The 24397-nt window shown below is 30.7% G+C and carries 18 protein-coding genes; 6 read left to right on the forward strand and 12 right to left on the reverse strand.

Annotated elements, in window-relative coordinates; all coding sequences use genetic code 11:
- Window positions 1-59: 59 nt before the first annotated feature.
- On the reverse strand, window positions 60-1139 hold the full coding sequence (locus tag J2Z44_RS16255) for an immune inhibitor A domain-containing protein (protein ID WP_021284197.1): 1080 nt from the start codon (window positions 1137-1139) through the stop codon (window positions 60-62).
- 398 nt (window positions 1140-1537) lie between these two features.
- Window positions 1538-3538: a sensor histidine kinase gene (locus J2Z44_RS16260; RefSeq protein WP_021284196.1), complete on the reverse strand. Its 2001-nt coding sequence runs from the start codon at window positions 3536-3538 to the stop codon at window positions 1538-1540.
- 364 nt (window positions 3539-3902) lie between these two features.
- On the opposite strand from J2Z44_RS16260, the gene rbr reads away from it, so the two are divergent.
- Window positions 3903-4490, forward strand: coding sequence for a rubrerythrin (gene rbr, locus J2Z44_RS16265; protein WP_021284195.1), 588 nt, complete (start codon window positions 3903-3905; stop codon window positions 4488-4490).
- A 210-nt stretch (window positions 4491-4700) separates the two neighbouring features.
- On the opposite strand, the gene J2Z44_RS16270 is transcribed toward rbr, so the two are convergent.
- The gene (locus J2Z44_RS16270; protein WP_021284194.1) at window positions 4701-5000 is read right to left on the reverse strand and encodes a hypothetical protein; all 300 of its coding nucleotides are present in this window, start codon (window positions 4998-5000) and stop codon (window positions 4701-4703) included.
- Window positions 5001-5168: 168 nt separating this feature from the next.
- Between J2Z44_RS16270 and J2Z44_RS16275 the strand changes: the two genes are divergently transcribed.
- From J2Z44_RS16275 to J2Z44_RS16285, 3 genes are all read left to right on the forward strand, one after another.
- On the forward strand, window positions 5169-5777 hold the full coding sequence (locus tag J2Z44_RS16275) for a TetR/AcrR family transcriptional regulator (protein WP_021284193.1): 609 nt from the start codon (window positions 5169-5171) through the stop codon (window positions 5775-5777).
- Window positions 5778-6629: a GNAT family N-acetyltransferase gene (locus tag J2Z44_RS16280; RefSeq protein ID WP_021284192.1), complete on the forward strand. Its 852-nt coding sequence runs from the start codon at window positions 5778-5780 to the stop codon at window positions 6627-6629.
- Window positions 6630-6761: 132 nt separating this feature from the next.
- Window positions 6762-8018 (forward strand): GNAT family N-acetyltransferase, encoded by a 1257-nt coding sequence (locus tag J2Z44_RS16285; RefSeq protein ID WP_021284191.1) that lies wholly within the window; start codon window positions 6762-6764, stop codon window positions 8016-8018.
- Between the two features lie 102 nt (window positions 8019-8120).
- Here J2Z44_RS16285 and J2Z44_RS16290 read toward each other — a convergent pair whose 3' ends face one another.
- The 3 genes from J2Z44_RS16290 to J2Z44_RS16300 form a co-directional block, all read right to left on the reverse strand.
- A complete protein-coding gene (locus J2Z44_RS16290) occupies window positions 8121-8813 on the reverse strand; it encodes a YczE/YyaS/YitT family protein (protein WP_021284190.1) in 693 nt (230 codons plus the stop codon).
- 260 nt (window positions 8814-9073) lie between these two features.
- Window positions 9074-11629, reverse strand: a complete 2556-nt coding sequence (locus J2Z44_RS16295) for a WG repeat-containing protein (protein ID WP_031271679.1) — start codon at window positions 11627-11629, stop codon at window positions 9074-9076.
- Window positions 11630-12178: 549 nt separating this feature from the next.
- The gene (locus J2Z44_RS16300; protein ID WP_209649815.1) at window positions 12179-14617 is read right to left on the reverse strand and encodes a putative bifunctional diguanylate cyclase/phosphodiesterase; all 2439 of its coding nucleotides are present in this window, start codon (window positions 14615-14617) and stop codon (window positions 12179-12181) included.
- 471 nt (window positions 14618-15088) lie between these two features.
- On the opposite strand from J2Z44_RS16300, the gene uvsE reads away from it, so the two are divergent.
- Complete coding sequence (gene uvsE, locus J2Z44_RS16305) at window positions 15089-16336, forward strand: UV DNA damage repair endonuclease UvsE (protein WP_021284186.1); 1248 nt, start codon at window positions 15089-15091, stop codon at window positions 16334-16336.
- Between the two features lie 61 nt (window positions 16337-16397).
- Here the strand turns inward: uvsE and J2Z44_RS16310 are convergent, their stop codons facing one another.
- The 6 genes from J2Z44_RS16310 to J2Z44_RS16335 all read right to left on the reverse strand — a co-directional run bounded on the left by J2Z44_RS16310 (window position 16398) and on the right by J2Z44_RS16335 (window position 23382).
- The gene (locus tag J2Z44_RS16310; protein ID WP_021284185.1) at window positions 16398-17492 is read right to left on the reverse strand and encodes an ABC transporter permease; all 1095 of its coding nucleotides are present in this window, start codon (window positions 17490-17492) and stop codon (window positions 16398-16400) included.
- Window position 17493: 1 nt separating this feature from the next.
- Entirely contained in the window at window positions 17494-18663 is a 1170-nt protein-coding gene (locus tag J2Z44_RS16315) for an ABC transporter permease (RefSeq protein ID WP_021284184.1), read from the reverse strand.
- 10 nt (window positions 18664-18673) lie between these two features.
- Window positions 18674-19612, reverse strand: a complete 939-nt coding sequence (locus J2Z44_RS16320) for an ABC transporter ATP-binding protein (protein WP_021284183.1) — start codon at window positions 19610-19612, stop codon at window positions 18674-18676.
- 263 nt (window positions 19613-19875) lie between these two features.
- Complete coding sequence (locus tag J2Z44_RS16325; protein ID WP_209649817.1) at window positions 19876-20526, reverse strand: response regulator transcription factor; 651 nt, start codon at window positions 20524-20526, stop codon at window positions 19876-19878.
- A gap of 131 nt (window positions 20527-20657) precedes the next feature.
- On the reverse strand, window positions 20658-21845 hold the full coding sequence (locus J2Z44_RS16330; RefSeq protein WP_021284181.1) for a sensor histidine kinase: 1188 nt from the start codon (window positions 21843-21845) through the stop codon (window positions 20658-20660).
- Between the two features lie 139 nt (window positions 21846-21984).
- A complete protein-coding gene (locus J2Z44_RS16335) occupies window positions 21985-23382 on the reverse strand; it encodes an NCS2 family permease (protein WP_031271675.1) in 1398 nt (465 codons plus the stop codon).
- 718 nt (window positions 23383-24100) lie between these two features.
- On the opposite strand from J2Z44_RS16335, the gene J2Z44_RS16340 reads away from it, so the two are divergent.
- Window positions 24101-24313, forward strand: a complete 213-nt coding sequence (locus J2Z44_RS16340) for a hypothetical protein (RefSeq protein WP_021284179.1) — start codon at window positions 24101-24103, stop codon at window positions 24311-24313.
- The last annotated feature ends 84 nt before the right edge of the window (window positions 24314-24397 follow it).

Below are 24397 nucleotides of genomic sequence, written 5' to 3' on the forward strand. Positions count from 1 at the left end.
CAAGGCGTTACCCTCTCATTTGACTTTTCAAGTTATTAGTTCTTAAATAGCTATACTATTTAGGCAATACTTTTCATATTGCAACGTGTCGCACCTGTATCATATTCATCTGGTAATCCTAAGTCATGTCCAAATTCATGAGCAAACACTCCTGCTGCTCCATCTTCTGGCTCTATGGTATAATCATAGGCATAGTATTCGGTTCCAGGTATTTTGTACATACCCCCAAGATTCCATCTATGAGACCAGATTGCATTAGATCCTAGGCTTCCACCTCCAGCTTCTTCACCAACCCCAGCATGAAGAACCATTAAGTGGTCAATAACTCCATCTGGTTCATTAAGGTTTCCATCTCCATCTAAATCATATCTATCAGTTTTATCAAAATCAGCTAAGTTTATATTTGGATCCTTAGCTGCTAATGCAAGAGCTTCAGCTACAGCATTTCTTGGTCTTGCATCGTTAGAACTACCCTTTTTAGCTCCATAATAAGCTGCATCATTTGATAATGTATACCAGCCTGCAACTTTTCCCTTTATATTAAGGCTTCCCCCCGATTGCTCTTTGTAGTATTGTTTCATTGAAGTAAATCTTTCACCATTTGGTCCCTCATAGCCATTATCACCAAAAATCATATCTTCAAAGTGCTTATGGCTATAATCCTGGTAGTACATGTCACTTTCATCAGGCTTAATATTATTGTGTTTATAATCCTTGAAGTCCACAAGTAGTGTTAGTATATTTACTTCTTTAGGGTTTGTATCTGGCTGCCTTGGGTCAAACTTATATTTTTGAACCTTTTGATTTTGCTTTGCCTTTAAATCTCTTTCTAATTTACTTGGTTTTTGCTTTTCATTTTCTTTAGTGCTTTCCTGCATGTATTTTATAAATACATCATATGCTTCTTCATATGTGGCATCCTTAGAAATTTCGCCTTCTCTTTTTAGCATTTCAATGATTTTTTCTTCGTTTGCCACAGATAAATCTACAGGTCCGCCATATTTATAATATGCATTTTCATTTGTAGTTTGGTTTGGAGTTAACTTTTGATTTCTAAATAAAGACATAGATGAAGTAGTTGAAGAACTCATAAGTACTGATAGGGACAATAAAGTTGCAAATACTTTTTTGGAAAACATGAAATCACTCCTAATTTTTTGTTTAGTGCTTTATACGAACACTTTATTAACATCATATTACATTTTTTCAAACAACTTCAACTATTGTTTATCTAATTTTTACATCATTTTTTTTACTATAGTTTTTCTATTTCTACATAAATTTAATAAATTAAGATTTAATAACATAGTTTAAACTTAAACTCCTAAATAATTATTAACTTTTTTAAATTTAATATTAAATTTATTAACACTGTTAACCTACTTTATGATTACCTAATCTTTTATATTAGTTGAGTTATCCCTAAGACCATATCTAAAATTTAGTTTTAGTTAAGCACTTATAATTGCCTAACTAAAAATAGAACCAAACAATAGCTTAAAGCTATGCTTGGTTCCATTAATTTATTTTATTACTTTTATGAATATATATCTGAAAACTCAATGTTCATCATATCAACATATCTTTCTTTACCTTGAAGTTCCACAAAGTCACTCTCTTCTTCCTCCGATACTAGCCTAGCAGGTAGTTCAATTATAAATTCACTGCCTTTTCCTGGCTCACTTATTGCAAAGATAACGCCTCCGTGCATTTTTACTAGTGAATGTACCAAGGAAAGTCCTATTCCACTTCCCTCCATATTTCTAGCTAGGGTTTTTTCAACCTGAGCAAATCTGCTGAAGATTTCGTCTAATTTCTCCTTAGGTATTCCAACCCCAGTGTCCTTAACAGATATTAGTACCTTGTCTTCCTTATCCACTAATTGAACTATAATTTCCCCACCATCATCTGTAAACTTGATGGCATTGGATAAGAGATTTAAAACAATCCTTTCTATCATATTACCATCAATAGCCATAACTTTTTCTTCTATATCTGTATCAAAAACCAAGGAAATTCCTTTACTCTCAACATATTCTGCAGTAGACAAGGTTATATCCTCAACTATGGATACTATATTAGAATTTTTCAGGTTTAGTTTTAGATAACCAGTATCTATTTTGGTAATATCTATGAGATTGCTTATAAGCTTTAACATTCTGAAGCAATTTTGTTTTAAAACTTGGCTATGTTTACTAAAGCCTATTTCCTTTATATTTGTTATATTGTTTTTCACTTTACTTTCCATTAACTGAACAGTACCAAATATTAAATTAATCGGAGTCTTTAGCTCATGAGAAAGGTTGGTAAAAAAGTCTCTTTGCATATTATTAAATAAAGTCTTTTGCTCTACTTCCTGTTTAAGCCTTTCTGATTGCTTTTGCGCGGTTACATCCTTAATCATTATAAAAACACAATCATCCATTTCATATTCATAGGGCATCACTGTAATTTCTGTATTTACTATAGTTCCATCAAGCTTTGAAAGTTTAATTTCATAACCTTCTATTATTTTCCGTGCTTGAAATACTTCATTAAGTTCTTTTAGCTTCTCTATATCTTCTGGATGAATAAATTTTAAAATTGGCTTATTAATCACATCGATATTGCTACTACAACCACACATAGTTAGAAAACATGAATTGGATAAAAGTATTCTATCCTTGCAATATAAAAGGATGCCATTAGGCGAAGTTTCAAAAAACATTCTATATCTGTTTTCACTTTGCTGTAATGCTCTATAAGGTGCTTTTAAGTTTACTTCTACCATGGACTTATAAATACAATAAAAAGCTAAAAGTTTAAAATAGTGCCCAATTATATTTGAAAGTCCATAAACATCTATATAAAAAGTAAATGATAGTTCTGATGCGATGCTCAACACTAAATAAGCTTGAAGATACTTAAATGTCACAGGTTTAATACTAGATTTCTTCTTATTCAAAATAAGGAAGTTTACTATGAAGATTCCACTAATAATATATTCACTATAAATCTTAAAAGGAGTTAAACCCACTCCATCAATAAAACAACTTGGAAATAAGTTAGCACCAAATATATCAACTAGCAAAATAGTAGTAATTAACACATAAGCACCTAGTACCCTTTTATAATTTATTGATTTTCCCAATAAACATAAGGCTATAAAAATTGAAATACTATTTATATATCTAGAAATAACCCACATTTGGGTTGGTAAGTCTGGTCCGTAGTTTGGGAATACACCCATTCCTTTATATGCCAGCATATGAACCATATCAATTACAGCTATAACTCCAAAGGATATTCCTAATATTATTACCGATGCGTCCTTTGAAAAATCCTTAATATTAATGGTTATTGTGAAAATCATTAACGCTACTAGTATACAAAAAACTTCAATGACTCCATGAAAAAGCAAAAAGTTTCTTAAACTTAAGTATCCCATGGCAGCAAAAAACAAAGCTGTAACCAAAACCAAATTAATTCTGCCTTCTCTAGTATTGGTTATCAACTCTTTTATCTTAGGTTCACTGTTTCCACCAAACAAATCATTCATTGAATAAATCCTCCTGACTATTCCTGACAAGTCGCTGTATAATTAATACTATTCATTAATTGATAACAATATTCATTTATTAAAATTTCCCAATATTATCTATATTATTACATTTTTATTAACACTCGTCAACGAAACTGGTTTAGTTATCCATCAGTTTTCGATAAAGTGTGTATTAAATTTGCATTATTCTATAAAAATATATGCTATTAATTCGACTAACAAAAATCTACTTCTTAAAGTTTTTATTTCCACATTATTAATATTTTGAAAACTCATTTTTATATGTAAAAATTTTCATGCAATAATGGATAATTTATGTTATAATTGGTATTAATTATTATTTACAAGGGGGATTTAAGTAATGAAAATTTTAAAAGGTACAAAAACTGCTGAAAATTTACTTAAGGCGTTTGCAGGAGAATCTCAAGCAAGAAACAGATATACTTACTATTCAAGTGTAGCTAAAAAAGAAGGATATAATCAAATATCTGCTCTTTTCATGGAAACTGCAGAACAAGAAAAAGAACATGCTAAAAGATTCTATAAATTTTTAAAAGAGCAAATGAATGGTGAAGGAATTGAAATTACTGCGACTTTCCCAGTAGGCTTAAGCGACGATACGAAGGCAAACCTAAGCTATGCAGCTGCTGGTGAAAACGAAGAATGGACAGAGCTTTATCCTGAATTTGCAAGAATTGCAAGAGAAGAAGGGTTCCCAGAAGTAGCTGTTGCTTTTGACATGATTTCTAAAGTTGAAAAGTTTCATGAAGAAAGATATAGAAAATTACTTGCTAACATAGAAAATGGTACAGTATTTAAAAAAGCTGAACCTGTAATGTGGAAATGTGCAAACTGTGGCTTTATACTTGAAGCTAAAGAAGCACCTGAAAAATGTCCTGCTTGTGTACATCCAAAATCTTATTTTGAAGTATTTTGTGAAAACTATTAATAATAAAATGCCTCTCTACCTTTAAAGTAGAGGGGCGTTCTTTTATATTTTCCCATATAGGCTTTCATGATGACTTATTATTTCATTTATCATTAATTCATTCATTATGAATTTAATTATCTTCAAAAGTTTTTAAAGGAAACAGGGTAGGTTCAATATATAAATTAAGTCTTAACCATGTTTTCTATAAATATAAACTTAACTTAGTTTTTAATCTTCTATTTCACTTTTTAGCTTCATAACACAATAAGTTAATTCTTCTACTTGTTTCTTAAGTTTTTCAATCTCTTTTGAGTCTTTTCCATTACTCTTTTCCTCTTCACTTTCTTGGTCACCACTATTTTGATTTTCAATCTCTCCATTTATAAAGGTTATTACATCACCAATAATATATATTAGATTAGCTACAGTAACTTGATCATTAGGTGTAAGGTTTTTTGCTATTGTTACCCCTATTAGTACGGATAAAGCTATAAGCTGGTTAGTTGAAAAACACTTTAAGTTTATCATGTTATCCTCTTATTTAAGTACTTTTAATATATCTTATTAAAATCCACGAATAAGGTTAATTAATTTTTTATATTTTTCAATCATATTAATAACAGTATTGATATCCTTTATTTCCCATGATATAATAAAAACCGACCAGTCTTTTTTTAAGGGGGGGTGTTAAGTTATATGCCTAAAATTACTGAAGAAACTAAAAGAGAAAGAATTGATTTAATCCTTTCTCATGCCTTTAAAGTATTTTCTGATAAGGGTTATTCTAATACTAGTATTGATGATATTGTAAAGTCTTCTGGGGTAAGTAAGGGTGGAATATATACTTATTTCAAAAGTAAAGAAGAAATATTTTTAGCCATAGCTGAAGAAAGAATGACTAATCGTAAAAGACTGATAGAAAGCTTTCATTCTACCATGACCAGCAAGGAAAAGTTAACTGCTTATATAAAGTGGATTCTTAACTGGGTTTTAGATGAAAAAAATATGCTTCAGATTAAATTTACCTTTGAATTTTGGTCTGTTACTTCTAGAAATGACACCATTAAAGCCTTTGCCCTTGAAAGGTATAATCAAGCATCAACAGATTTATGTTCCCTTTTGAAAGAAGGCGTTAAAAATGGTGAATTTAGAAGTGATTTAGATGTGGATTCTACGTGCTATATAATTTTGTCTTCTACTGATGCCATAGGCTTTTATACTGGAATTATGGAGCTTAAAGCAACAGACTCAATAATAAACAATTTACTAAATATGATTTTGAATAATATTTGCGAGGTGTTATAAATGATACGTTATTTAAAATGTTCAGAGGTTTCCATGGATTTAATCTTCGAGGCCTTTAGTATAGGTTTTTCTGATTATATTATAAAATTAAGTATGCCTAAAGATATTTTTGTCAGCAGGTTCTTCGGACCTGAAGGTAACTCATTAGAATACTCTCATATCGCTTTAGATGATGATAAAGCTGTAGGAGTTATTCTTGGTGGAATCAAAAATTATGAAGGACTTAAAACTCTACGCTGTGGAACTTTAGCTGTTCATCCAGATTATAGAGGAAAGGGTGTCAGCCAAAAACTTATGGAACTTCATAGACAAGTTGCTATAGAAAATAACTGTACCCAAATGTTCCTTGAAGTAATAGTGGGGAATGACAGAGCTATTAATTTCTACAAAAAACTTTCTTATGAAAAAGTTTATGATTTAAAATACTTTACTTTTGATAACTTATCCACATTAAGAAGTTGTAATTATCCACATATAAACATAAAAAGACTTAGTTTTGTGGATATCAACTCAATAGTTAAAGAAACTAAAGACTATCATATTAACTGGCAAAGCGATATAGATTATCTAGCGAAACTAGAAAACTCTCTATATTACGGGGCTTATGTTGAGGATAAACTTGTTGGCTACTTATGTGGTACTTCCTTAGGAAAAATAAACCTTCTGTGGGTTACTAAAAATCATAGATTTATGGGAATTGGCTTAAGTCTTATAAGTGAATTTTCAAAAGAAATCAAAAGCGAAAAACTATTTATAACTATACCTAATAATAACCTTATAGAAGGCTTTGTAAGACATATTGGCTTTAAACAGGATGCTATATCTCAGTACGAGATGTACCTTACCTTATAGTAGACAAAATCTACACTACCTATCATTAGCTAATATTTCATTAAAACAATTTAAAATATGAACTTAATGTTTATTTAAACGTATAATACTATGTCTACACTTAAAAACATATATACTAAATGGGGTGAAACTATGTGTTTAATAAGAAAATTATGGAGTGATTTAGATTTTAGAGATTTTGTTGAAATTGATCTTAATGCTTATCCAGGGCTAAAAATCAACTCAATAGAAGATAAAAACAAATTCCTTGAAAATATAACAAAAGTTCATAAGGAAAATCCTTACGTAAAATTCTACGGCGCCTTTAATGAGGACTTTATGGTTGGTGGTATGAGACTTCACGATTTTAAAATGAATCTTTTATCTCACAAAATTCCTGTAGGGGGATTAGGTTCTGTAGCAGTAGATCTTCTCCACAAGAAAGAGAAAGTTGCTAAGGAAATTGTAACTTATTTTATCCAGCATTATAAAAACTTGGGTGCCTCTATGGTTATACTTTATCCTTTTAGACCCGACTTCTATAAGAAGATGGGCTTTGGTTTTGGAACTAGCATGAATCAATACAAAATCAAACCTGGTAATCTTCCAAAGGGCACCTCTAAAAATAATATTTGTTTTATAAAAGAAGAAGAGGCTTCTCTACTTCTAGATTGTTATACTAGAGTTTTTAAAAAAACTAATGGCCTAATAGAAAAATATGAACCTGAGTTTTTAGGTAAACTTAGAAATCCTAAGCTTAAAGCTATCGCTTATAAAAAGAACAATGTAGTTCAAGGTTATTTCTTCTTTGAGTTTAAATCTAGCGAAGATGGAAACTTCTTATTAAATGACATGGTTATAAGTGAGTTAATTTTTGAAAATACCTCTGCATTGTCAGAGCTTATGACCTTTTTAAATAGCCAAAGCGACCAAATAAGATATATAATTTTAAATCTTCAGGATGAAAACTTTAGGTTTCTTTTAGATGATCCTAGAAATGGCAGTGATAATATGTTTACCCCTGTTTACCATGAGAGTAGCATTCAAGGGACAGGAATTATGTATAGGGTGATTAACACAAAAGGGCTATTCAAAGAACTTAAGGATCATAATTTTAATGATGTAACCTGTACTTTAAAACTTACAATAAAAGATAACTTCTTAAGTGATAATAATGGAAGCTTAATTATTAAGTTTGAAGAAGGCAAAGCTACTTTAAGCAATAAAAATGATTTTGATGTAGAAGTAACTCTAGATGTAGCTGACTTTTCTTCACTAATTACTTGTTCAGTTTCCTTTACAAGTTTGTATAAATACGGAAAGGCTGTTATTTCAAACAAGACTTACGTAAATACTATTAATAAAATATTTTCTACAGATGAAAAGCCTATTTGTCTGTCTCAATTTTAATAAGAATTAATTAAAGCACCCTAGACAATTCTTGTACTTGTCTAGGGTGCTTCTCTTTTTTACACTTTTATTGATCCTTAATTAGTTTAGGTTACTATTACCTTAAAGATCTTCACAATCTACCTTGTTATCTCTGTTATTTTTTAATATAAACCTATCTTTAATATATTTAATATCTTCATCAATAAATCTATGCTTTACACCTTTTACATTAAACTTAAATAACTTGAATACAAATTGTACGCAAGGTCCCATAGCAAAAGCCATAATTAAAGTTCCTATGCCAAAGCTTCCCCCTAATAAGGAGCCCAAAACTACCACTGTAATCTCAATGCAGCTTCTTATAAATCTAACAGACTTATTTGTTTTCTTAGTTAAAGCTATCATTAAGCCGTCTCTAGGTCCCGAGCCTAAGCCTACGCTAATATAAAAATAAGTAGCAGCTCCAATAACCAACATGCCTAAACCCATCATTACTATTTGTAGTATAATGTTATGAAAAACTGGAATTAACCTATTAAGCATTAATATATCAACAAATATACCTATGAATATCATATTTGATATAGTTCCCCAGCCTATTTTCTCCCCAGCAAAGGCATTGTAGATAATGATAGCAAAACCTCCAATTATGTTAGCTTGTCCCATAGTTATTCCTACAGTATTTGATAGCCCTTGATGAAAAACGTCCCAAGGTGATAGTCCGATATTAGCATTAATGGTTAAAACTATTCCAGTAGCATAGAGAAATAGTCCAAAAAACAGTTTAGTAATTCTCATAGTTAACTTTTTCATATTTTATTCCTTTCCATCATAAGGATGACTAAATCTTAAGTAACATTTCATTATAATTCATCTTATATAATTATAATTCATAATTACTAAGTTTAACATAGTAAAAATAGTGACATTCATCACATACAATAACACTATTTAATATATAATTAACTTATAATGATTTTGTTCATCAAAAATCCCTTAACCCATCCTATACACAATAATACCACCCCTATCACGATTTAAATACTTGTGATAAGGGTGGCGTTTTTTAATTATTAACTCATTAAATTATTGTGAAAAGACCTCCAAAATCCCCCTTCTGTATTGATTATATCCATTACATCCTTGAAAGGTATTTTAAAGGTTGGAAAACCTGCAGCATAGGCAGCTATTTCATAAGGAGTAAAGTATACATATAAATTATTCTCATCTACATAGAAAGGCTGATCTTCTCTTATTCCTTTATAAGTATCTGGGAATATATAACTATTCTCACCCATATCCTTTATTTGCTGTGCTACTATATCACTAATAATCTGTACATAGTTACTATTTTCCTTGAATAAATCCTTTAACTCATAAATTCTTCCATTACTAAGATTTATATGAACATAGGTCTGTAAAGGCATTCCATGGGCAGCTCCAAAATAATACTCATAGCCATTAAGTTCTAAAATCAGTAAATTGTCTTTAAAAAACTCTACTGAAAAATCTCCTGAATAGTTATAATCAAGTTGAGTTTTTGAGTCTATAGGCTTAACCAAGGAAAACTCTTTTAGACTTTCATTCAAGTCTTGCTGAGAAATTACATCTTTCATACCTTGCACCCTAGGGTAATATACTAAGTAATCCTTATTAGGTTTGTATTTTTCTTCTATAACTCTATATACATTATCCAATGGTATTATGGTGTTTTCCTTCCAAATTAAATTTCCCTTCTTATCCAAATAGTAAGTTCTATAATCTATATTGACTTTAATTGTATCTCCTTCTAAGCTTAAATTTCCATCTCCCTCCACTACTGGAAGGTCTGTGACTACCTTGCCATTTCTGTCTATAAAGAAAGTGTTTTTACCATCCGATGCAGACGCAACTCCTTTTTCAAAGTTTAATACATTTGAAAATACAAAGTCTGTAAGTATATTCCCTTCTGTATCAGCTATGGCATATATAGAACCAATGTAAGGCTTTTCTTCATCAATGGCTTTTCCTAACGCTATTCTGCCTTCCCCAAGAAAATTTATGTTGTTATACTCGGGCTCAATAATGTAGTTCCCTTTTTTATCTATAACTCCATACCTATTAAGAAAATTATCTGACATATTAACTATAGCTCTTCCCTCACTAAAGTTTCCACCCCACTGAAACTTTGGTTCTATGACAACAGCCCCCTTTTCATCCATATATCCATATTTATCATTAATACCCCTAGAAAAAGGTAACAAGCCATCGCCTAGACTACCAACAAAATAATAGTTATAAGTATTTAATACTTTTCCAACTAAATCTATAAGTGCATATTGATTTTCCTTTATTTTTACAACTGCCTTGCCATCATTAAAATCTCCTGCGGAATCGTAGTTAGCTGGAATTACTTCTTTCCCTTCTAAGTCTAAATACCCATAAACATATCTACCAGCCTCATTAGTTTTTCCATACATGGCTCTTCCTTCTTTATATGTGCCTATAAAATCATAAGCTTTAGAAGTTAATATTTTTCCCTTCTCATTTATTACTTTAAAACCTTCCTTATCGATAATTGATGCTCTTCCCTCAGAAAAACCACTTATGCTTCCATATTCAGGCTGAACCACATAATTTCCTTCCTCATCTATTATCCCTTGAAGGTTATTTACACCTACTACTGCTAATCCATTTTCATCAAAGTCCATTGCATAATCAAACTTAGGCTTAATACTGAATTCTCCTTTAGAATTTATATACCCCCAAACAGTTCCCCCTACTTCTTTATTAGCTGCAGGATATAAATTAGCCTGTTGCTGTGCTGACTCCTTAGCTTCTTCTACCTCTGAAACCTCTCTTATAAATTCTTCATGCTCTTCAATCTTAAAGTTAAGCTTCCTAATTATTTCATTTTTAAGTCGTAAAAGTTCCTCCTTAGAAGGAAATGGTGATTCACTCTTTAACATTTTATTAATTGAGTAGAGGGCTTCTTCATAGAGTCCAGCTTTATATTGGGCATTCCCTAGGAAATACCAATAAAATCCTATATCTCCCATTTCCTTTAGCTTAATCTTATAGTACCAAATAACCTTTTTAAAGTAATAGGGATAAACATCTAGGGCACGAGTTAGCTTTCCCTTTCGCCATCTATAAACTTCTATATCATAACCCTCGCCTGTAAAATGACGCCAAAGAGCTATTTCTACAGTACCATCTTCTACCTCTGTACTAGGCATGAAGTCCACTTCCATCTTTGAAAAAGCTACTTTATCCTTTATCATTTCTTTAAAGCTATTGTTTTTCCACTTTAAAATACTCAGATAAGACCATATAGTTCCTAGCTGCCATCCCACAATTAAATCTTTTGTTTTCTTATTAGTTACTGGTGCAGCTTTTAAATATGTTACATTATATCCCCTTCCCTTTATTCGGTCTTTAACGCACCAACCATTATAAAAGTGCTTTAATACTACTAAGTAAGCCTCATTGTTAAAAGTGTAGGCTGCAATTACTTCTTTTTTTCCATCTCCATCTATATCAGCGGTAATAATTGCTGGCTTTTTATATGGACTTTCCATAACTATGATATCTGCCTTATTAGGCAAAAACTTTTGTACAAGCTTAACTAAATCAACTCCACTCCACATAACATAATCCTCTCCCATTTTGCTCTTAGGCACCTGCAAATAACAAGTCAAAGAAGTATAATACAAAATAGACGCGCATACTGACTTGCTTATTTTTTCAAGATACCTTAAGAATATATTATGTTTAAGCTCCTATTTTGTGATAAAAATAAAAAGGTTAAATTCTAATATAAAGGTTAGGAAGATTATCCTTAACCATTTAAATTTAGAATTTAACCTAATAATTTTACTTATCTATTTAAGCTCAAATTGTATCTAATAAATATTAACCCTCATTTAAGGCATTTGAAAATAAATAACAAGTCAAACATGTGAAGGATATTTTTAGTTCATAAGCAGGCTTATGTTCATAAGCAGGCTTATGTTCACAAGCAAGCTTGTGCAGACAAGGAAACAGGTTCTGCAGATAGTGGGGCTATCTAAGGGTTCTGTTGACGCAGTATAACTAAAAATAGACAAACATACTGACTTATTTATTTTTTGAAAATGCCTAAACTAATCCTGCAATTAAAACTCAGTAAATACTCTATGAAATTCCTGTAACATACACTATTGAGCCTTAAGATATTTTTGTTTTATTTCATCCATAGGCATTGGCTTGCCATAGTAATAACCTTGTACTTCATCACAACCTAAACCTTTAAGTATTTCGGATTCCCCAAGGCTTTCCACCCCTTCAGCAATAACTCTTAAATTTAAGCTTTTAGCCATCATTATTATGGTTTTAACAATTTGATAATCTTCCTGCTGATCCTTGATACCTCTTATAAAAGGCATAGCAATCTTTAATTTGTCTACAGAAAACTTTTTAAGATAACTTAAGGAGGAATATCCTGTTCCAAAGTCATCTATTGAGATTTCTACTCCAATACTTTTTAAGTGTATTAATTTTTCGATTATATTTTCTTCATTGCCCATGGCACTTTCTTCTGTTATCTCTATATCAAGCCATTTAGGTATAACGCCACTTTCTTCTATATTTTTATTTACTATATCGATGAAATTAGTATTATTAAATTGCTTTGGAGATATGTTTACTGCAATTTTTAAATCCATATTATAAAATGTATTTAACCCCTTTGCTTCCAAGCATACCCTTTTTAAAACCCATTCTCCGATCTTATCTATTATTCCAATTTCTTCAGCAATGGGGATGAATTCTCCTGGTGGCACTAAGCCTAATACAGAGCTTTTCCAACGAATTAAAGCCTCAAGACCAATAATTCTATCTCCAGTTAAATCCCATTGTGGTTGATAGTGAAGAATAAATTCTTCATCATAATTTGCATCTCTAAGCAAGTTCTCCATTTGAAGTTTTTTAGATACTTCTTCCTTAACCTTACTATCATAAAATTGAAAATTATTTTTTCCTAAGGCCTTAGCTCTATACATGGCAATGTCTGCACACTTCATTAATACAGAACGCTCTACACCATCAAAGGGGTATAGAGAAATACCCATACTAAAGGTAGTTGCCAGCTTATAATCTTTAATTTCAAAAGGCTTATTAAAACATTTTTGGACTTGCTCTGTGACCTCTAGCACATATTTTTTACTAGGTGCATTAGGTATTATGACGGCAAACTCATCTCCTCCTAGTCTTGCCACTAGAGCATTCTTAGGCACATGTTTTCTTAATCTCTTAGCAATCCTTCTAAGCAGTATATCCCCTACATCATGTCCATACCAATCATTAACTGCCTTAAATCTATCTAAATCTATAAACATTACTCCAATTATAGTATCATGATTTTCCGCTTCTAAAATTAACTTGTCCAAATTATCTAGAAACCATCTTCTATTAGGTATCTTTGTTAAAGAGTCTTCCTTAGATAGTGCTTCTAATTCCATATTCCTTACTGTAAGTTCTTCTGTTCTTTCCTCTACTTTTTTCTCTAAAAAAGCATTAAGCTCATTTATTTCATTTATTTTAATTTGTAATTTATCATTTAAAATTTCTGATTCAGATACCTTTTGATTTAAGGATTTATTTAGCTCCTGTTGCTTTGCAAGCAATCTTTCATTCTGAACAGCTATTCCTATATATTTTGATATTATTTTATGAATTATTATAACAAGAAATATAGGTATACTATACTTTATACTTCCTGTACTGATAGCTAAAATTATTGCCATAAAACTTAGAACCATATAAGATATTTTTCTTCTTTTTCCATTTAACATCCTTGTTTTTTTCCTCTTTTGCTTTTTATTTATCTCATTCTCATATACTTCACACATAGCAGCATCTGCTATGACTAAAAATCCCATAACCCAAATGGAGTCTAAGTATCCATTGGATATATATTCATCATTAAATATATTATATGCATAGTTTAAATCTCCTAATGCAATAATAGAAATTCCTAAAAAATAAATAATATAAGATTTATTCAATATAAAGCTTTCTTCATTGCTAAATAGTAATATACTCATAGTTGTAATTAAAATAAAATCTACGGCTATATAAATAGCGGTAGCTACTTCACTTTGTGAAAAGCTTTGAAAATTAGGCACTACATTTTTTAGTAGTACCATCCATAGAATGCACATATACACTATTGTGATAGCTAAGGTATCAACTGCTAGCTGAACCTTATTCCATTTATCTCTTTCCCTATAAGCTACGTAGCAAATAGATGAGCATAATAGCACACTAGCACCGGCATAAGGTAAATTATAAAAACTTAATGGCTCTAAGTTGACTTTCAATACTACTTCACAGTACGCCCATAATAAGTCTCCTATAAGATAGCTTAAAGTACTTAATAAAACCAATATCCAGAACTTCTTATTCTTATCAATCTTTAAAACTGCATTATATATAATTACTATAGCTGTTAATATTCCTAGAATTGAAAATAGATTCCCAACTAAAGGAGACAGTACTCCTCCAGAAGCCACCAAAAAACTATAGTAAATCAATATGTAAATTATAATAACCATAAACATTAAATTAACTTTACTTTTCCCGTTTGTCCCTTCCATATTTCCTCCTAGTCTCTATAAATATATAGTATTAATATTCAATTAATTTCATAGGACTTTTTTCTTATTCTAATAATTTAATGTTAAATTCCTTAATTTTATTGTAATATATTTCAACAATTTAATCTACAAAATTATTCCATATTAGCTACAAATTTATGTTATTTTAAGAATTTTCAAAACTCCCAACTTAGAAAAAAACAAAAATGGTTATATATTTGTTGTGCGCAGTTAATAATAATGAAATCTCTTAGGTAAAATTAAATTAATATTAAAATTGAAACTTTCTTTAGTTTATATTGATTTCATAAAAAATCCAATGTACTAAGTTTTTGTATAGACTTAAGTAGCAAAAATTTAGTATATTTAATTTGAAAGCTAGTATAATTATTTACCTAGAAAATTCCTGTGAATTTTCTTAAAGCTTTCATTTGTAATAAAAATATTTAATGATAAATAGGTGATTAAATTATGTTAAGTAATATAAGAATCGGATATGCTTGTACACCGTGTACCCTACCCTTTAAAACTTCTAGAAGCTTTATTTTAAAAAATTTTGGGGAAGAGAGATTTTCACAATGTGTTAAAGAGAACTTAGTTGACTTAATGAATATCTTAAAATGGAATGTAGAAAACAGCATATGTATGTTTAGAATAAGCTCAGATATTATTCCCTTTGGAAGCCACAGCATAAATACTATTAAATGGTGGGAAATGTTTGAGGTCGAGCTTTCAGCTTGTGGAGGTTACATAAAAGATCATAATCTAAGGGTCTCTATGCATCCTGGACAATATACAGTGCTTAACTCTCCTAGTGAAGATGTGGTAACTAAAAGTATTAGTGATATAGAGTATCACTGCAAATTTCTAGACTCACTAGGAGTTGATTATACAAATAAAATCATTCTTCATGTAGGAGGAGTCTATGGCGATAAAACGCTATCTACAAGAAGATTTATTGATAACTTTAAAAGACTGTCTCCATCAGCACAAAAAAGGTTGGTTGTTGAAAATGATGACAAAAGCTATACTCTTGAAGATGTACTCAGTATATGTGAGACACTAAATATCCCTACTGTATTTGATAACCTTCATCACAAATTAAATCCATGTCCTTTAACTTTTGATGAAATTCTAAAAAAGGTAAGTGGTACTTGGAAAAAGGAAGATGGCAAAATAAAGGTTCATTATTCAGATCAAGATTTAGAAAAGAAAAATGGAGCACACTCTCAATTTGTAGTCAGTGAGAACTTTTTAAACTATATAGAGCGTTTAGAAAATCTTCCTATTGATATTATGCTTGAGGTTAAGGATAAGGAAATCTCTGCTATTAAATGTGTAAATTTATTGAAGTCTTCCTTAGAACCTTCTGTAAAATATACTCAGTGGGCAAAGTATAAGTACTCAGTTATGGAGAGAAATTACTCGGAATATAAAAAGTGCAGCAAAATAGTTAACTCTACTTCCTCCATAAAAGAAATATATATGTCTATAGATGAAGCTCTTTCTCTTCCCTTTGATCAGGGAAACTTTGTTAATGGAGCTAACCATGTTTATGGCTACTTAAAGGATAAAACTACTGCAAAAGAAAAAGAGGCCTTCTTCACTTTATTAGAAGACCCAAGGAAAAACAAAGAAAAAATTAAAGGAACTTTAAAACGTCTATGTTTTAAGTATGATATAGATTACTTAAATAATTCTTATTATTTTATATATTAATTTATTGGATAAATAAAAACACCTTAGGGAATTTAACAATTCCCTAAGGTGTTTTATTTTCTTATTTATTCACAAAGCTTCTTATCCTAAAGCTACCTGCTGTAAATACTGCCACTGCCATTAAAATCAAAATCATAGCATTTGGAAATAATGCTCCTGTGTCCATACTATTTATTACCCAATACTGAGGAGTAAATTTACCTATGCTCTTTATGATTTGTGGCATATTATCTCCTGCCATAACTGTGGCACCCATGCTAACAAAGGTGGTTATTATACCAAACAAGTTTGTTATAAGTGCTGATACTGATTCATTCTCTGCCACTCTAGTAACTGCTAAACCTATACTAACAGAAATTAATACAGTGAGTAGCATGTTTACAAAAATTATAGGAAGTAATCCTTCAAAACTGAAACCTAAAAAGGCCTTTTCTATGAAAAGCACAGCTGTATATATAATAGCTTGCACTAGGAAGAACCCTAAGTATAAGCCCCCCATAATTTCATAGCCTGTATTTGAGGTAGTAATTGCTCTAAATAAAACTTTTTGCTTTTTCATCCTTATTAGTTCTGAACCTACAGAATTAGCGGATAATATAATAAAGTTAGATATCATTAAAACTACCATATAGAGCATTTGATTTTTACCTTGTATTGTTTCTTCCTTAACCTTTATAGTGGTGTTTATCTCTTCTCCCTCACTTATAACCCCTTTATTAGAAAGAAGTCTTCCTTTAGTAAGCTTAATAAGCTCCTCTTCCATGGTGGCTTCTATAAATGAAGTACCATTTCCCTCTTCTCTCTTAAAGCTTTGAATCTTTGGCTTTATTCCCTTGCTTATTTCCTCTGTGAAACTTTCAGGTATTATATAAACTGCCAACACCTGGTTTTTCTTAAGTGATTCTAAAGCCTGATTCTTAGAACTATAAATAGACTTGCTTCCATTAGCTTGTATCTTTTCTAAAAACTTATGACCATATTCTCCTCTATCCTCCACTGCAAAGGCTACATTACTAGTTTCATGTGCAGTTTCCTTTCCAAAGCTGTATCCTATTATTCCTAGAACAATAGTTGGCATTAAAAGCATCAAACCTATGACTAGAGGACTTTTTACCATCCTTTTAAAGTGAATAAAGGCATATCTTATTACTTTCATATTAGTCCTCCCACTTTACTTTTACTTTTATAATGCTAATTAAATAACTCACTATAGCTACTGTTGCCATAATCACTAACGGATTAATTATGGAACTTAATGTGTTTTCCAACATGTATGACTTAAACACATTGATTATATGAGTATTCGGTGCTATATTACTTAACACCGCTAGTACTTTTCCACCAACCTTATCCACTGGAAAAAAGGCTCCCCCAACAGATACTGAAAGTAGGATAAATGCATTTATAAATATTCCACCAATTCTCTTATCTTTGAAAAAAGCTACTAAAAAACCTGCTAAAGTTGCTTCTAGAATGCTTAAAATAATAAGAATTAATATTAAAATTCCATAAGACCCTTGAAAGGACATATTGGAAATTTTATATACCATAACATAAATACTATTTACAATAAGAGCAAAGGTAAAATTAGATATTAGTATATAATTAAAGTATTGAATTTTACTCATAGGTGCTGCTAAATATCTTTTTACCAGTCCATTTTCCCTCTCTGTATAATAACTATTTGAAAGGCTTCCAATTAGTACTAATGATATGAAGCTAAATATAGAAATTGAATAGTATTGAAAGGAAGTTAAGTTTTTTCCTTCTGTATAGATATTAGTTTTTATACCTTTCTCTGTTTGAAAGCTCTTAAACTTCTCCCCAATGTCCATCATTAACTTTTCCTTGTCTTCTTGTGATAATGGGCTTTTTACTATTCTATTATTGATAGAAATCCCCTCTTGCACTGCCTTATTATACTTTTCCACTAGGGAAGACACTGCTGCTATAACTGGTTCTCCTTTTTCATTTAGTTGCCTTAATACTATCTCTTCTTCTTTTAAGCCTATTAGAGCACTTTCATAACCCTTAGGAATAACTACTTCCACTTGGAGTTTTTCCCTATCCTCTGTTAGAACTATGAAATCCTTCACCCCTTCATTATTAAATAACTCTTTAAGTCCTGTAGAGGCTTCAGACTTATCTTCATCTATGATATTAATATAATACTTACTCATTATATTTTCTGGAGTAAAAAGCTCCTTTTGAAAGTATCCATATAGCACACTTGTGACCATTGGAAAGATAATAAAAGTGAATACTGTTACCTTCCATTCACGGACCAAGCCCTTTAGCATGACCTTTATAAATGCTTTTAATCTCATAATCCCCCTCCTAATCCCTAAGGGTTTTTCCTGTAAGAGATAAGAATACTTCTTCTAGGGTAGGCTCTTCAAAGGTAATTCCCTTTATTTTAATTTTTTCTTCATAAAGACTATTTATTAAGGTATTTAAATTAAAAGACTCCTCCTTAACCACTAGCTTTAGCATTCCATCTTCTTCAGTTAAATCCCTAACTCCCTCTAAAGACTTTACTCTTATCAAAGTTTCTGCAGTATAGCTATCTGGCTTTATTAAAAGTCTACTCTTATCACTTACCATAGCTTTTACAGACTTTTTAGTACCATAGGCTACTTCCTTCCCCACATCCATTATAAATAATCCATTGCATAGCTCATCTACTTCCTCCATATAGTGTGAAGTATAAATTACAGTAGTGTTTCTATTTTTATTTATTTCTTTTGTAAATTCAAAGATATGATTCCTAGACTGTGGATCAATACCTACTGTTGGTTCATCCATTATTAAAATTCTTGGATGATGAAGTATGGCAGCTGCCACATTAAGCCTTCTCTTCATTCCCCCTGAAAACTTCTTAATCTTTTCATTTTTTCTATCTATAAGACCCGCTACCTCTAATGCTTCATTTATTCTTTCCTTTAGAAGCTTTCCTTTTAAGCCATATAGACTTCCCCAAAACTCAAGATTATCGTAAGCAGAAACTGTTTCCATTAGTGCAATCTCTTGTGGCACAAGGCCTAGTTGCTTTTTTACTTCAAGTGGGTTCTTTATTATAGAATATCCATCCACTAAAATATCACCGCTATCTGGTTTTAAAAGCCCTGTGATCATACTGATTAAAGTAGACTTTCCTGCTCCATTTGGTCCTAAAAGTCCAAATATATCCCCATCCTCTATGGATAAACTTATATTGTCTACGGCAATTTTATCATCAAAACGCTTCGTTACATTTTTTATCTCAATTAGACTCATAAAAAAATCCCCTCCTAAATCTTCTATTTATATAATAGAAAATTTTAGGAGGAGATTCTATTCCCCTAAGTAACTAAGTTAAGTGACTTAAGTCATCTATAATTAGTTATTAGTAATTATACTTATATTTTTCTCTAATCCTATATATCCTACTGAATATACTTTAACACCTTTCTACAAGCAATACATAAAGCTAATCTTTATTTTGCAAATCCCATTACAATTTGATATTTTACCTTCACTATCTAGTTACACAAACATTTTTATTTACTTATACCAGATTTAAAAGCAAAGATAGCAATTTGGGTTCTATCTCTTAATTCAAGCTTTGATAATATATTAGAAATATTATTTTTAATAGTACCCTCTGATAAAAATAGCTTCTCCCCAATTTCTTTATTGGATAAGCCATTAGCTATCTCTCTTATAATACTTACTTCTTTCTCAGTAAGATTATACTGCTCTATAACCTGCTCACTATTATCCTTCTTAACTTCCTCTACCATCATTACAGATGCAACTTCAGGGTGTACTACTACATTGCCTATTATAGCTGCCTTTATGCCTTCATAAATAACATCATAGGAGCTATCCTTTAAAAGATAACCTGAAGCTCCAAACTTCATAGCTTCATGTATATATTCTCTATCATTAAAGGTTGTTAAAATTAAAACCTTTATTTCCTTGAAGGTTTCTTTTATAAGCCTTGTACCTAAAACCCCATCACACTTAGGCATTCTTATATCCATAAGCACTAAATCAACCACATGTTCTTTACAAGACTTATATGCTTCTTCCCCATTTTCACAAAGGGCTACCACTTCTATATCCTCAAAGGAGGATAGTATTATCTTTAAGCCTTCTCTAATTAATTTCTCATCATCTACAATAATTATATTTATTTTTTTCTCCATAGCTATTCTCCTTGCCTATTCACATAATTTAAACCCTACTACCCTATGATTAACGCTAGCTAGCTGATAACTCATGTTTTATTTTCAGATTACTTAAATAAAAATCCCTTTAGAAAATAAGGTGCTTATGATTACTCCACAAAATTTTTCTGTTGATTAGGAACTGTTATAAGGTCATTAGGATGTAACACAACCTTTAAGGTAAATCCTTTATTTACCTCAGTATCATAGGATATTTCCCCTCTAAGTTCATTTACTCTTTCCCATATACTTTGAAGGCCTATACCCTTAGCAACCTTTTGTGCTCCAACTCCATTATCTCTTAAGGTTATTATTAAGTTATCCTGATTAAAGTGCATGAATATACTAATTTCCGTGGCCTTTCCATGTCTTAAAGAATTAGACATAAACTCCTGAATAACTCTATATATCACAAAGGAATGATCTGAATTCAAGCTCCAACTTTGCTTTGAATACCTTAATTTTACCTGCACTCCAGTAAGCTTTTGAAAGTTTTTTACTAGCTCTTCAATTGCAAGTATGCCTTCATATTTTTCAAATTCTCGTGGTTTCAAAGCTCTTACCGCGCCCCTTACCTCTTGAAGACTTTCCTTCACAAAGTCTCCTAGATTTTTTGCCAAAGTTGAAGCCATTTCTCCATTGGTTTTTGCCATCTTTTCAATGGCCCCAAGCTGAATTATTGTGGTTGATAAACTATGTCCTACACTATCATGAATCTCCCTAGAAATTCTATTTCTCTCCCTAAGCAAAGTAAGTTCTTCAATGGAACTTGCATAAGCTTCTATATCTTCTTTTGCCTTTTTTAGTTCCTCTTCTGAAATTCTAAGCTTATCATACAGCTCCTGAGCCTTTAATTTTCCTTGAACTTCTTCTTTAATATAATTGCTTAAGGCAATAAGAGTAATTAAAGAAAAGGTTGTTATAAGTAGTTCCTTACTATGTAGATTTCTTCCAATAACTGCTACTGCTATAATAGCTAAAAAAGAAATTACTTTATCTTTGTATTCCTTTAAAAAGAAAGCCCCATCAAGAACTGATGGTAGAAAATAAAAGAATAACACCCCGCCATGATGAGTAAAAGAAATATAAACAATTATCCATTCCACTAATATAGATAGAGTAAGATATGCTTCCCTTTGCTGAAAATTAAAAAACCTCACTTGATTATTTATTATGTACAGCAGAACTATTCCTACTGAAAACATATTAATCAAGGTTTTGTTATATAAAATCATTGTGAAAGTAATTAAGATTATAGCTAAATATCTAATACCTATTAATAAAAATCTATTTTTCATTTTCCCCCCCAATTTAAACCACTAGCTAAAAACACAGCATTATTTGATGTTCATATATTTAAATTATACTATTTTTTTACTTCTATGGGGAGCTTGGCATAAAAATAAAAGGTGTCCTGATTTAGGACACCTTACTAATCTACACTACTGCTGAAATTAAATAACTTAATATAAATAGCACTGTTACAATATAAAGAATTGGGTGAACTTCTTTACCCTTTTTCTTTAATAATTTTGCTATACAGTAGAATATGAATCCTGCTGCTACACCATTTGTAATGCTATATGTGAATGGCATAAATGCTATAGTAAAGAAAGCTGGTATTGCAATTTCTAAATCTGACCATTCTATTTTTTGAAGAGATTCAGCCATTAATATACCAACAACTATTAATGCTGGTGCAGTAGCTGCTCCTGGAACCATTCCTGCTATTGGAGCTATGAATAAGCATAGTAAGAACAATATACCAGTTACTACTGAAGCAAGACCAGTTCTTCCACCTTGGCTTATACCTGCAGTACTCTCAACATAAGTTGTAGTATTACTTGTTCCAAGTAATGCACCGATTGATGTTGCTGTTGCATCTGCAAATAATGCTCTCTCCAATTTTGATGAGAAACCTTTTGTGCTCTTAGCTAAAGAATAATCTTCACTATTATCAAATATTCCTGATTTCTTTCCAGCACCTAAGAAAGTTCCTATAGTGTCAAAGGTATCAGTTAAAGAAAAGGCAAATATTGTTGTTAATGCTAAGAATATCTTTCCTGGATCTGAGAATAACCCTGCAAAGTCTAGTTTAAATAATGTTGGGCTAAGACTTGGAATATCAAAGTTCATAACTCCTGAAGCTGGAACTTGAGTAACCCCAAAGAAAATCCCTATAACTGTTGTTGCAAGTATACCTACAAGAATTGAACTTTTAACTTCTAATATCATAAGAACTATTGTAATTATAAGACCTATTAATGCAAGTTGAGCTACTGGATCTTTGAAGTTAACCATAGCTGGAACCACATCATTAAATACTCCGCCTTCTCCTAAAGCTGCAACTTTGTTTACTGCTTCACCAGTAAATTGAAGGAAGTGAGCTTGTTTCACACCTATATATGCTATAAATAACCCTATACCACCACTAATTGCATATTGAAGTGATTCTGGTATAGCTACTATTATCATTTTTCTTATGTTAGTAACTGTAATGATGATATTTATAATACCACAGATAAATACCATTGCTAAAGCCTGTTGCCATGTAAAACCTAAACCAAAAACTACTGTAAAAGTAAAGAATGCATTAAGTCCCATACCTGGTGCCAATGCAAAAGGAACATTTGCTACAAACCCCATGATGAATGTTCCAATTACTGCTGCAAGAATTGTTGCTACAAATACTGCACCCTTGTCCATTCCTGCTTGAGATAAAATTATTGGATTAACAAAAATAACATATGCCATTGTAAGAAATGTAGTTAATCCAGCTAATGCTTCAGTCTTAACGTTTGTGCCATTTTCCTTTAGTTTGAAAAACTTATCCACCAAGAACACCTACCTTCTAAATATTAACAATCTAATTAAAATAAATCCGAACTACACATTGAATTATACACGAACATTTAAAATAAATCAATACTTATCGTTCGTTAATTATTTGTTAACTAGTTTGTCTATGTATTTTTATAATAGATTTATAATTTCTAAAATTTATTTCTATTCGGAGCCCATGGTTTAAATCCATTTATATTAATATTTATATTCCTCTTATTATTTACATATAACTACCCAAATCCTTTTTTCTGAATATTTTGTTAAAAATTTAAACTATTTAATTCTCTCTATTAATCACTGCTAGACCCTTTATACATCTGATTTTTATACACCTTTTATCCTCTTAAATTGTTAAGTCTTGTTGTAATTGTTTCAAATATTTTAATACAGTTAATTGCTTTAATAGACAAAATGATTTTTTTATTCAACATTTTTCCTTAAAATTTTAAACTTACCAAGTATTATTTCTAGGTAAAAAGTAATAATAAGATTGTAGTCAATGCTCAATAAACATTTTATGAACGCAAACTTAAACTATATTAAATTATAAGCTCTTATAAATTAAGATGTCCTAATTTGCACTTATAGTTTTAATTTGTGAAATATGATTAAAATACTTAATGAACATTGCTAGCAATACCTAATGGGAAATTAAGTTTAATATTTAACCTTAATTTCTTAAATAAAAACTTCTAGGAGGATGATTCCCATGCAAAACAATCAAGGAAGCAATCAAGGAAAAAATGCAAAACAACATGTTCAAGATGTACAAAACCATCTTCAAAGTGCATCACAATGCTTAAACCAAGCTTTACAATCTGTTGAAAAATCACAAAACAGAGAAAAAATTGAAGGTACTCTTAATGCAGTAGAAAGTGCTATGCAATCAGTTGACAATACACTTTCTAGCTATCAAGATTAACTTAAATCCTAAGTTTTAAAAGTGCCCCCAAATAAATTTAATTTAACTATATTAAGTTTCTTTACATTAAAAATGGAACTAGGT

The organism is Clostridium punense (assembly GCF_017874425.1).
GTDB lineage: Bacteria > Bacillota > Clostridia > Clostridiales > Clostridiaceae > Clostridium_J > Clostridium_J punense.